The sequence below is a fragment of the Rhodopseudomonas sp. AAP120 genome (genome assembly GCF_001295845.1).
In the GTDB taxonomy this organism is placed as follows: domain Bacteria; phylum Pseudomonadota; class Alphaproteobacteria; order Rhizobiales; family Xanthobacteraceae; genus Rhodopseudomonas.
Window position 1 is genome coordinate 140,010 of sequence record NZ_LJIC01000107.1, and the last position, 11,222, is coordinate 151,231.

An 11,222-nucleotide genomic window follows, 5' to 3' on the forward strand; every position below is an offset into this window, starting at 1 on the left:
TTGGCGTGCCATCCGACCCGGAGTGACGAGCGCGCTCCATTATTAAGTGAATTCGCGACCTTGACCGTCCCGGGGCGGAGAGCCGGGTCAGCCAGTGCGTGGCGCTCGAGCTTTCTGCATCATTTTTATTCTGCAAAATATGATATCTGCAATTTTCAAGAACAGAATGCGCGTCCGCTGACTTCACGGTAGCCATTGCTCATCCCGACGCCACAAGGAGGTGAGTATGACTACCGACACCCACTTGAGCAGACTGATGAACGACGCTCTCGCCACCGTCGCCCACCCCGGGCAGACCCTGACCAGGGTCTGCGACATGTTGCGACCTAAGTCAGGCCACAAGCTTCCTGCCAAGCGCAAACTGACCCGCGAACAGGCCGCTGCGGCGGCCTTGGCGGTGACGCGGATCGCGAAACGGCTCGATCTCTCCTGCCCCGCGATCTGCCGAGCGGCTAACGTCGCGCCCGCCCCGAAGAACTACTATCGTTTCCACCTAACTCGCGACGAACGGGAGGCGAGGCAGACGAAATTCGCCGTTGGGCGCTTCAACAAGACCCTTACCAAGTACCGCGACCTGGTCGTTGCCGCGGCGGCGCTTGCGGACTGCGATCAGCTTCCGCTCCTCGACGAACTTGCCACCGCCGTCCAGGATTTCCTCGAGCCGTTCCTCCCCTTGGCTCGGCGCGACGAGTTCGAGGAGCTCGCCGAAGGCATGGGCGAGATCGGCCGATATCTCTCGAGACCAAGGAAAGCCGCCGACGGAACGGTCGTCGATCTAAGCCGACTCTGGACTGCGTGCGAGCAACGTCGTTTGGAGTTCGACGAGACGACGGGCCGGCTCGAGTACCGCGGGGAAGATCCTGAATTCAGCTGGTATCTCACTTGGCCACGAGTTTTCCTGTTTCCGAGGGTTGTCGGCCAAGTCGAGGTCGAGTGCAGCGAAAACGACGGTTCCGATATCCTGGAGCACACACTGCAATCGCTGAAGACCCGGTCCCGACCGATCGGCAAGGTCAAGGCGAGACTATGCTACGCGGTGCACCTGGCGCTCGGGCCATCGCGCACACGCGGCAAGGCGAAGGCGCTTTTGCTTCTGGAATCCTGGACCTTACTTGCTTCAGGCCCCCGGTCGAAGCGCGAGAAGGGCTGGCAAAATCCGGCGGCGGGCATCTGGTGCCCGGGATTCCCCTTCTCGACTTCGCGCGGCAGCGACGAACGCGGGACGTTCGATTTCATCGCCGCAGGTCCGGTCAATCCCACGTGCCCCGAGTTTCGGGATTGGCTTGGCCACTCCGATCTCGACGACCCGAGGGTTTGCGAGCAGACCGTCCGGGCCGTCGACATCAGCCCGGAAATTCTCGAACTGATGCTCCGCCATGAACGCTCGCCGACTGGGTGGGATTTCTTTGGTCGCTGGTCCGATCGTAGCGCGTTGCAGTCGTCGGTCGAGATGCCGGGCGGCGTTCCGTCGGAGGTCTTGCTCGACAGGTTGCGGGACGCTCTCTATCGCGACGACGAGAAGGCTCTGGACGGGCAACTTTTGACAGCCGCTGTGCCCATGATGAAAGCGCTCGACCGCCTTTTGGAGAGCTCCGATGACGAAATGACGCGTCGGAAGGCGACCTTCATGCGTCGGATGCGGTCATGACGAATTTGGTGGGCATACGTAGGCGGAGCGAGGGCCGGCTTAGCCGACTCTCCGCCACGATTTTGCGCATGGTCGCCAAGCCGCTCGGGTCCGACGACGCCCCCGCACGGCTTTCTCGAATTCCCGCGGGCTGGCGCGCCTGAGCTACGTGAGCTACAGTCCACGTACAATTGAAAGTTGTTGAATTTTAGATATGGATTTCGATGACCTCATTGTCGAGCGGCCGCCGACCGCCGGAGCGCCGGCGGACGAGCCGGACCGGCACTTCTACGAAGGCGCGGTCATGCTTGCCTACGCCATGCACCTGTTCCGGACCGAGCCGGTTCGCGAGGTGAAGATCCATCCGGACGGACAGCACGCCCGGCAGGTCGATTTTCCCGGCTGGATCGAGAAACGCGGCTTCCACAGAATTGCGACCGCCCGCAGCGCGTTCGCGGGGACGTTCGAGGACGCGCAGGGACGTCGGATTGTCATCCATCCGCAGTCCGGATTGAGCGATGTAACTGCCGTGGCGAACGGGACCACGATCGAAGCCGAGTGCAAGGGCGGTACGATCGCAACCCGGCATCCGGGCCGGCTATCGAAGCTGGACAAGGGACTCTGCGAGATCGTTGGACGCCTGATGATGAAGACGCCAGGCTCCCGCCAGATCGCCGTTATGCCGGCAACCGAAGTGACACGCCGGGTCGGGCGCAAACTGGCGCCGCGCTGCGCCGCCGCCGGCATCCGAATCGCGCTGGTCGACGCCCGCGGCAGGGTCGAGGACGTGGAGGCGTAGGGACGGTGGGATATTTCAGCCAGGAGGCTCTCGAGGATCTGAAAAAGGGACGCGCCGAGCTCGCGCCGGCGCTACGCAAGTCGAAGGCCGCCTACGCCGGCCGCGCTTGGACGAACGAGAAAGCAAAGGAGTACGCGCAGCACGGCCTGTGTCGGCGCCTGTCGACCATGACGCAGATGGTCGACACGGTTTTCGAGATATTGCAACCGGATCTCGACGAGGTACCGGAATTGGTGACCGTCATGGCCGCCACGGCCTGTATCCAGAACTTCGTCATGAACGCTTTCGGCTGCCTGGAAAACCTCGCCTGGATCTGGGTGCTGGAGAAGAACGTGCGCGGCAAGGACGGAGCCGAACTCGGACGGTTCGACATCGGACTCGGCAAGCCTTACGTGCGCAAATCCCTCAGCGCCGAATTCCAAGCATTCCTCGACGTGAATCAGCAATGGCTGGGTAACCTGATCTCCTTCCGGGACGGGCTCGCACACAGAATTCCGCTGTACATCCCGCTCTACGTCATCGAACAGGCGTCCGCGGAGCTGTTCAAGACGCTCGATGCCGAAGCAATCGCTGCGGCTCTCGCCGGCGACCAGGCTGAGTACGACCGCGTGCGCGGAGAGCAAAAGGCGCTCGGAAAATTCCGACCGTGGATGACCCACTCGGTACTCGATGGCGCGCCAACCATCGTCTTCCACAAGCAGATGCTGCACGACTACGTCACCGTCGACGCTTACTGCTGGAGGATGATCGAAGAATTTGCGCGCTAAAGCTCGCCTCGGAAGGCCAACGCATCGGTCATCCCAACTCCACCAAGTCGTCTTCGTCCAGTCTGGACCCGATGCTGAAGCTGACGAGCCTGGCGCTGCGATAACGGAACTTCGAGCCCCGCATCACCAGATACTTCAGGCGACCGGCCGCCAGCACCTGCAGGATCGACGGCAGCATGTCCGACGGGATCGAAAGGCGCGCGTCGAGCCTGTCGGTATAGGATTCGATCGAGCCGACCGCGATAGGCGTGAGCTCCTGCCGTCGCTCCTCAAGCAGGTTCGCCGACGGAAACAGCGACACCGTGACCCGATCGGACCGGAGGCCGGACGGCCGCAGCAGCCGCCCCCTCATCTCCACGTCCCGGTGCTCATGGTAGGGGTCGCGCTCATTCCTCACCGTGTTCAGCGCCAGCCAGTAACTGAAATCCCAGCCATCGACTTCGACGACGTAGTCGATGATCTCCTCGGGCGGTTTACGCCGCCGCTTGGCCTTCTTCGGTGCCTTCTGCTTCTGTTTGGTGACCATCGCGGTCTCCGCTGGCGTCATGGATAAACGCGGCGAGGATACGATACGGCACCGATCGTAGGGCAGCCGAGCCCGAACCACGTGGATGCCGACATCCTGCTGCACGGCGTCCTGTTGAACAGTTTCGTGGCGGGGCCAGTGGCCGACGACAGCCCCGCCCGCCCCGGTCGGCCGTCACGAACCGCCTCGAAATCACCCGAGTTTCGAGTCCTTCCCGGGTCCGGGAGGTGGTACACGCCGGTGGTCGCAAAACTCCGCCGGTCTTTTCAGAAAAGCCTTGTTTTCTGTGGTTTTTCGAGGTTCCGTTGCCTCTCGTTGGGAATCCCTCCCTCTCCGCCACGTTTTCTAACGTTTCGAAAACCCACAATTAGAGTTTTTTACCGTCTGAACGGTGGGTGCCGCCTTGGGCGGCCCCGGCGCAATGATGCCAGCAGCATCCGTTCAGAAGATAGGCCTATGTCAGAGAGGCTTTTTCATTCCCGGCGAAGAGGGACGTCGTCGACCGCGCCGCATAATGGCGGTCCCGGTATCCCGCCAGCGCGCGAGGGCGAGCTCGCGGACGCCAACAAGCGCATTGCGGATAGCCGCGAAATAATCCGGGAAGACGCCCGAAATCGGCGGCAGGTTGCCCGGGGCGTCGCGCATTGCGCGGACCGAAGCGAGATCGCGATCTGCCCCTTGGTGATCAAATGTGGATTGCACATGCGATCACCTTAAAGGACGAAGTCGCCGACGGTCGCGAAGCCAGGTTAGGCTTCGCCCGACAGGCCGAGCAGGAATTCGGCGACCGCCGTCCCGATCTCCGCGTCGACATCGGCCTGGCTGCGGCCCTGCGCCTTCAGTGCGGTTTTCGAGACCAACAGCGAATGATCGCCGCCTGAAACAACATGCAGGCGGGAGGGCGCAGACATCTTCTCGCGTGTGGCCTCGAGCAAATCGAGCGGGCAGAGTTTGTCGCGCGTCCCCTGTACGAAGAGGATCGGCGTGCGCAGTTCAGTCAGAACCTGATCGCGGAGCTTGGCGGGATCGCCTGCGCCACACAAAGGGTAGCCGAGACAGATGACGCCTGTGACGGGCACTGCCAGGGCGAGGTGGCAGCCGACGCGCCCGCCCATGCTCTTGCCGACAAGGACAACCGGGCCACGGTGGCGATCGGCGACGCCGACGAGCGCTTCGCGATGGGCAGCAACCAGCTTCGGCAACGGATCTGGCCGCTTTCGTCCCTCCAGCATATAGGGATAGTCAAAAGTCACCACCTCGCCCAGAGGCGCTAAAAGGCAGGCGAACTCCTGCATTCGCGGATGGTCGCTCGAAGCTCCAGCCCCGGGCGCAAGCAGGAAGGCGAAAGTGGATTGGGCCATCGCGGGAGAATAGATCATCGTGCCTAAAGGCGGGCCGACAAAAAATGAGGGTTGCAAATTCTCATTCCGTCGTCACCGGACACGCCTCCCCTGTCTAAAGTGATGGCAACGTTCCCCTGACACACCGGGCCGACACCTGTCCTCAATTCGACCAATCTTGCAAAACCGCCGTTAACGATAAATCGAGGAGCTTTGCCGCGCCACCTACCGCGTCGAGAACGGCACCCTATCTTTCTCTCCTCTTTGCAGTGTTGCGAAGCGGCTGCCGCCCGGTGCTGGTAACACCAGACGACAGCCTGACCACAACCGACTTTCGAGGAGTCAGTCATGGCTGAGTGCCACTATAGCGCCGATTCGGCGCGCGATCCCCATCCCCTGTCGCTGTCCTGCGGTGCCCACCGGGCGGCCGCAACCCCGGCCCTGCGCGCCGACGTGGCGCGGCCCGAGCCGTGGGCCCCGACCGCCAGCGAAGCGCTGCCGGACGCGCGCACCATCACCACGGTCATCAAGAGCCGCAGCTAGGATCGGCCGGTCTGATCGGGCTCTTCGCACGTTTGCGTTGACGCCTCGGATCGCCGCACCGCCAGCCAAGCGGCCCGTCGCCCGTGCCCGCGCACCGCGGGGCATGGATGACAGACCTGTGCTGCCGGCGCCGATCCGCTCAGACCTTCTGATCCCTCAGCGAAGGGATTTCCCCATGTCGTTCTTCTCGAATTATGACGCGACCGCTGTCAGCTGCACCAGCATCGTGCACCGTGCCACCGGCGGCATCGCGGACGTCCGGCAGGTCTTCGACGACGCCTGTCGCCTTACGGTCATTGCATTTCCGGCAGCAATGATCAGGGCCATCGTCGCCAGCAAGGCCGCGGTTCCGGCCTGCTACATCCTGGCCGACCATTCCCAGATCTACATCGGCGAGACCAATAACATCGGCCGCCGCTTGACCGAGCACCTCCCCGATCCGGCGAAGCTCTTCATGCGCGAGGTGTTCGTCATCGCAGGCTCCGAAGGCGGCTCCTTCGACAAGACCGCTGCCATCTACCTGCAGTATCGCCTGACCAACGCCGCTGGCGAAGCCGGTCTGGTCGAGGTGCAGAAAGGGGTGAGCCCGCGGCTGCTGGAACTGCCGGCCTGGCGGCGCGCGCCGCTGGATCAAATCGTCAAGGACGGCATGCGGCTGTTGTTCGACGCCGGCTGCAGGGCCTTCCACTCCAGCTGCGCCAGCCAGCGCCCCGCCGAAGCCTTGATGGTCGACGCGGACACCGTCACCGAGACCGATGGCTGCGACAGCGACGACACCAGCCGGATGGAGATCGGCGTGATCGCCGCCTCCAACGGCCTCGGCGAACTCCAGCTCAACTATGGCGGGCTCTGGGCGCGGGGCTATCCGGCCAACGACGGCTTCGTGGTCACCGCGGGTTCGGAAGTGCGCAGCCTGGTGAATGCCAGCGTCAACCCGATCCTGCATACCCGCCGCGCCGAGCTGGAAGTCGCTGGTGCGCTGGCGGATATCCCGGGGCTCAGCGGGCGCAAGCGGTTGCTGGTGCCGGTGTGGTTTCCGTCCGCGGCAATCGCCGCGAAGGTACTGACCGGCGCCCACGTCGCCAGCCGGACGTGGGCCGCACCGAACTTCCCGCAGCCGATGATCATCGCGGCATGACAACGGGCACCATCATGGCGTTGGCCAGATCCACGGTGCCCCGACGTCTTCCCTCAAAACAGCTCACAGGCAAACCCGTGACCCGCAACCAATCGAAGAATGTCACCGCTTCCCGAACCAACCCGACGCTGCAAGACACGACGACGGTCAGCCGCGACGACTCCATCGGCACCGAACTGACGCATTGCCATTGGCCGTTCAATGCCGGCAACACCAGCCCGCTGTCGTGGTGGCGGACGATGCCGGCCCAATGTCTGCACGAGGCCGAGCGCGTGCTGTTGCGCGACACGCTGTCGAAGATCGCGGTGCTCGGGGGGTGTGAGTGGGTCGGCGCGATGCGCGGCGACCCGGCCGCGAGTATCGCCGTCGCTGTCGAGGTGATGCCGATCGCCAACATCACGCTGCAGGTCGATCTCGCGTTGTCGGCCGTGCTGCTGAACGCGCTCGACGGCAACGCCGCCGCGGTGCTGATGCTGTCGCACGTGTTGCGGCACACGCCGCTCGACCATCCGTTCGGCAAGGAATTGGCGGTGTCGTGGATGGTGTCGAACCTCCGCGGTGCGATCAAGACCAGGAAGACGATGGCCCGCAAGGGTGGCAAGCCGAAGCCCCTTGTAGTGCGCGACAACACGGCCCTGCCGCTCGACATGGGAGCGGGCGAATGAGCGTCCAGATCTTCTCGGATCTGCACATCGACGTTGCGCCGACGAAGCCGATCAAGATCGGTGCCGACGTCGATGTTGTCGTCGTTGCTGGCGACACTGCGGAAAGGGCGCGCAACGCGTTCGAAGCGTTGCGGCATTTCGTGCCGGAGCGGGTCCCGATCGTGATGGTGAGAATAATTCGGGGATTCTGTCATGACTGCTGAATTCGACGACGACACCTTGGCGACCCTTCCGATATCGGAACAAGAAGCTGCTTCGACCGGCGCCGCGGCGGATGCCGCCGAGGCCGACGAGATGATGAAGGCGTTGCCGCGGATCCTGCGGATCGCAATGCTGCGGGGCCGAGCCGACAGCTACGTGCGAGAGCGCTTGATCGGCGAAATTGCTGAGTTGTGCCCGAACCTGCCCGAGACTACGATCTGGGCTAACGCGAATACCACGGACGCCGCCATCAATCTGGCTGCGGAGCTGGACCGAGCGGCGGCAGCTAACGACTGTTCTGAGCTGCGCTCGATCGCCGACTGCGTGCGGATGGTTTCTCTTCCGGTTCCGCATAGCGAAGCGTTGATTGCCGAGCACCGTCGCGTCGGAAAGTCTCTCGTCATGGCCGCGAAGGCTGTGCCCGATAAGCTGGATGTTGATATGGCAGCTGATGTCGAAGCTCTGGTGTGGGGATGGGCCGCTTTGCCGATCGCGCTTCCGCAACTGCCGCTGTACGCAGACACCCGGGCCCTAACGAATGCCTACCGTGTGGCCGATAAGATGGCGCGGCAGCGTATCGAACAAGCCATTGAAGCGGTGCGCCAGGAATATGAAGAACGAACTCGGAAGGAGAAAGAACAGAAGGTGGTCCACGAAGATGCAGCGCCCACTGATCACAAGAGTGATGTTGCTCTCGACGGCCGCGTCGTGGTCTGTTCCCTGGGGGACGCTAGTCTGAAGAACCCGAAGCTGAGGGAGATCGTGGCGCCACTGAAGGCGGCTATCAATACGGCCATGCCGATCGCGGCTGCGCCTCCCCTGCACGAGGCCAGGCGGCAGCTCTTGTTCGAATTCCCGTATGCACAGGAGGTGATCGACTTCTGCCTAACGGATCTCATTGGGCGCACCCACGTTCATTTGCGACCCCTGCTGCTTGTCGGTTCGCCGGGTGGCGGCAAGTCACGCTTTGGTCGCCGTCTCGGCGAAGTGCTCGGCGTACATGTCTGGCGCGTCGACGCAGCACGTTCCGATGGCGCGGCCTTCGGTGGTACAGACAAGCGCTGGCACTCGGCCGAACCGTGCCATCCATTTCTCGCAATTGCGCAGGGCCTAGTCGCGAATCCAATCGTTCTGCTCGACGAAATAGAGAAGGCTCCGACCCGGTCGGACTACGGTCGACTTTGGGACGCGTTGTTGGGATTCCTCGAACTCGAGACTGCCGCGCGCTATCCAGATCCGGCGCTGCAGACGCTGCTTGATCTATCGATGGTCAGCTATATCGCCACGGCCAATTCGATCGACCAGCTTCCGTCGCCGCTCAAGGACCGGTTTCGTGTGATCGAATTCCCGAAGCCGAGGCCCGTAGATCTCGAGGCGCTACTGCCCACCGTCATTGCGAATATTACTGTTGAACGCGGTCTCGACGCGCGTTGGGTGACGCCGCTTACACAAGATGAAGTCGCCGCGGCCAGTCGCTTCTGGCATGGTGGGTCAGTCAGGAAGCTGCGCCGGGTTGTCGAAGCAATGATCAACGCGCGGGAGAAGGTCGAGGTGAGGCAGTGACGCTGCTTCCGTGCTCGACGGAGGTCGTCGACCACCAAACCGGCGCATCGTAAGGTCCGGTTTGGGCCGATGCTGTCGAAAAAAGGCTTCAGAGCCTCGGCGAACACTGATTCCTTCATCTGATCGAGCTTCGGTGACGGAGAACGGTGACGATGGGACGGCGGAAGCGGGATCAGGGCAGCCTGTTCTATGAGTTTCGCTTGGAGGATCGTATCCCCGAGAACCCCTGCTCAGGCGGATGAAAGCGTTCGTCGCCGTGGCACTCGCTGATCTCCACAAGGAGCTCGAGCCGCACTATTCCGAGATTGGGCGACCGTCGATTGATCCCGAACTCATGATCCGGATGCTGCTCGTGGGGTACTGCTACGGCGTCCGCTCAGAGCGCCGCCTCTGCCAGGAAGTGGAACTGCATCTGCCTACCGCTGGTTCTGCCAGCTCGATCTCGATGACGCGCTCCCGCATCACTCGACGTTTTCGGTCAACCGGCTCGGCCGCTTTCGCGAGAGCGACGTGTTGCGCCACATCTTCGAGCGTGCCGTCTGGTCGGCGATGGCGACCGGGCTGGTAAAGGGCGAAGGCTTCGCGGTCGATGCCAGCGTGCTGGAGGCCAACGCCAGTCGCTACCACGGCAAGCCGCGGGCTGAACTCGACTGGACCGACGTACAACGTCAGCGGCGCGCCGTTGCTGAGTATCTTGCTTCGATCGAAGCTGCCGCGCAGCCCACCGAGGCGGCGGATGGCGCCTACGACACCGACAATGGTCCTGAGACGCCGCGGCACCGGCGCAGCGAACGCAAGGCGCCGAAGGTGATCTCGCCGTCCGATCCGTCTTCTGCGTGGACGGCAAGAGCCAACAAGCGCGTCCAGTTCGGCTATGGTCTAAATTACCTGATCGACGTCGAACATGCGGTCATCGTCGACGTGGAAGCGACGCCAGCGCGGACCTACGACGAAGTCGTCGCGACCAAGACGATGATCGATCGCACAGCGCGATGTTTCGATCTGAAGCCGAAGCGACTGATCGCCGATACTGCCTATGGCACAGGCAAGTTCCTCGGTTGGCTTGTCAAGGAGAAGCAGATCACGCCGCACATCCCCGTGTGGGATAAAAGTAAACGCGAAGACGGCACCTTCTCGCGTGCAGACTTCAAATGGGATAGCCGCGCCAATGTGTATGTCTGTCCCAGTGGGAAGGCGCTTCGCACCACCGGCAAAGTTCGCGATGGAATGATGCTATGGTTCCGCGCCAGCAAACACGATTGCTCCATCTGCCCTCTGAAGGCGCAGTGTTGCCCAAACACGCCCGCCCGGCAGATCCCGCGCGATCTCCACGAAGACGCCCGAGATGTCGCGCGCCGGAAAATGACGACTAAAGCGTTCCTCAAATCACGCGATGAGCGCAAGCGGGTCGAGATGCGGTTAGCGCATTTAAAGACCCACCATGGATTCGAACGGTTGCGCCTGAGAGGTCTGTCCGGCGCCCGCGACGAATTCCATCTCGCCGCCATCGTGCAGAACCTGAAGACAATGGCGCTGAAGCTGCTCAAGCCGCCGGAGCCGGCGCGGGTATTAGTTGTATGCGTGTGAGCAATTATGCGTCAGCGTCACAGCCAGCGACCGGCCGGCGCAGCAGATACTCAATCAATAAATGGCCTCGCCGTCGAACCAGACCAGGAGAAGCAGTCCCGCGCGGCGACAAAGACTTTTCGACAGCATCGGCCAGAAGCGGACATGTCCCACCCCAATGGCCCTGAGGGTGGGCTTAGCCCGCCGTCGTAGCGACCGACACTCAATATCGGCAGGTCGCTTCCGTGTGTCGGAGAACCGCGAGCTACATGGCGCGACCCTTGGTAACGCTGGTATCGAGTTTGGAAACGCTTAATGCAGAGTTTGGAAACGCTTAAATCGAGTCGCCGAGTCGGCCGAAATTTCTGACTTTAGGCGTTACTTTTCTGACTTTGCGCGTTACAAAAGGGGGTATGTAACGGGGGGCGTCGGCGAAATTACCGCCCACTCTGTTGCCTACACTGTCGCCTGCGAAAATCGCGCGTTG

Annotated in this window: 10 protein-coding genes and 1 pseudogene; 9 read left to right on the forward strand and 2 right to left on the reverse strand. The window is 62.5% G+C overall.

From position 1 onward, the window contains the following. Window positions 1-226 precede the first annotated feature (226 nt). The 3 genes from IP86_RS17575 to IP86_RS17585 all read left to right on the forward strand — a co-directional run bounded on the left by IP86_RS17575 (window position 227) and on the right by IP86_RS17585 (window position 3,193). Window positions 227-1,648, forward strand: a complete 1,422-nt coding sequence (locus IP86_RS17575) for a hypothetical protein (protein WP_012494699.1) — start codon at window positions 227-229, stop codon at window positions 1,646-1,648. Between the two features lie 193 nt (window positions 1,649-1,841). After that, window positions 1,842-2,426: a hypothetical protein gene (locus IP86_RS17580; protein ID WP_012494700.1), complete on the forward strand. Its 585-nt coding sequence runs from the start codon at window positions 1,842-1,844 to the stop codon at window positions 2,424-2,426. A gap of 5 nt (window positions 2,427-2,431) precedes the next feature. After that, on the forward strand, window positions 2,432-3,193 hold the full coding sequence (locus IP86_RS17585) for a hypothetical protein (protein WP_012494701.1): 762 nt from the start codon (window positions 2,432-2,434) through the stop codon (window positions 3,191-3,193). Window positions 3,194-3,221: 28 nt separating this feature from the next. On the opposite strand, the gene IP86_RS17590 is transcribed toward IP86_RS17585, so the two are convergent. Both IP86_RS17590 and IP86_RS17595 read right to left on the reverse strand, forming a co-directional pair. Further along, the gene (locus tag IP86_RS17590) at window positions 3,222-3,719 is read right to left on the reverse strand and encodes a hypothetical protein (RefSeq protein WP_012494702.1); all 498 of its coding nucleotides are present in this window, start codon (window positions 3,717-3,719) and stop codon (window positions 3,222-3,224) included. A 749-nt stretch (window positions 3,720-4,468) separates the two neighbouring features. Then, a complete protein-coding gene (locus tag IP86_RS17595; protein ID WP_012494703.1) occupies window positions 4,469-5,098 on the reverse strand; it encodes an alpha/beta hydrolase family protein in 630 nt (209 codons plus the stop codon). A 309-nt stretch (window positions 5,099-5,407) separates the two neighbouring features. Here IP86_RS17595 and IP86_RS17600 point away from each other — a divergent pair, with 309 nt between their 5' ends. From IP86_RS17600 to IP86_RS17625, 6 genes and pseudogenes are all read left to right on the forward strand, one after another. Further along, a complete protein-coding gene (locus IP86_RS17600) occupies window positions 5,408-5,602 on the forward strand; it encodes a hypothetical protein (RefSeq protein WP_012494704.1) in 195 nt (64 codons plus the stop codon). Window positions 5,603-5,720: 118 nt separating this feature from the next. Continuing rightward, complete coding sequence (locus IP86_RS17605; RefSeq protein WP_150104501.1) at window positions 5,721-6,740, forward strand: GIY-YIG nuclease family protein; 1,020 nt, start codon at window positions 5,721-5,723, stop codon at window positions 6,738-6,740. 77 nt (window positions 6,741-6,817) lie between these two features. Further along, entirely contained in the window at window positions 6,818-7,405 is a 588-nt protein-coding gene (locus IP86_RS17610; protein ID WP_049774700.1) for a hypothetical protein, read from the forward strand. After that, window positions 7,402-7,608, forward strand: a complete 207-nt coding sequence (locus IP86_RS17615) for a hypothetical protein (protein ID WP_012494707.1) — start codon at window positions 7,402-7,404, stop codon at window positions 7,606-7,608. Before IP86_RS17610 ends, IP86_RS17615 begins: the two co-directional genes overlap by 4 nt. Then, window positions 7,598-9,169 (forward strand): AAA family ATPase, encoded by a 1,572-nt coding sequence (locus tag IP86_RS29435; protein WP_012494708.1) that lies wholly within the window; start codon window positions 7,598-7,600, stop codon window positions 9,167-9,169. The genes IP86_RS17615 and IP86_RS29435 overlap by 11 nt, the downstream gene beginning before the upstream one ends. 152 nt (window positions 9,170-9,321) lie before the next feature. After that, window positions 9,322-10,756, forward strand: a pseudogene (locus tag IP86_RS17625) (IS1182 family transposase). Window positions 10,757-11,222 lie beyond the last annotated feature (466 nt).

Excerpts from the sequence above, each read along its gene's own strand:
- IP86_RS17590 (WP_012494702.1), bottom strand. The coding sequence starts at position 3,719 with ATGGTCACCAAACAGAAGCAGAAGGCACCGAAGAAGGCCAAGCGGCGG.
- IP86_RS17615 (WP_012494707.1), top strand. The coding sequence starts at position 7,402 with ATGAGCGTCCAGATCTTCTCGGATCTGCACATCGACGTTGCGCCGACG.
- IP86_RS17580 (WP_012494700.1), top strand. The coding sequence starts at position 1,842 with ATGGATTTCGATGACCTCATTGTCGAGCGGCCGCCGACCGCCGGAGCG.
- IP86_RS17575 (WP_012494699.1), top strand. The coding sequence starts at position 227 with ATGACTACCGACACCCACTTGAGCAGACTGATGAACGACGCTCTCGCC.
- IP86_RS17600 (WP_012494704.1), top strand. The coding sequence starts at position 5,408 with ATGGCTGAGTGCCACTATAGCGCCGATTCGGCGCGCGATCCCCATCCC.
- IP86_RS17595 (WP_012494703.1), bottom strand. The coding sequence starts at position 5,098 with ATGATCTATTCTCCCGCGATGGCCCAATCCACTTTCGCCTTCCTGCTT.
- IP86_RS29435 (WP_012494708.1), top strand. The coding sequence starts at position 7,598 with ATGACTGCTGAATTCGACGACGACACCTTGGCGACCCTTCCGATATCG.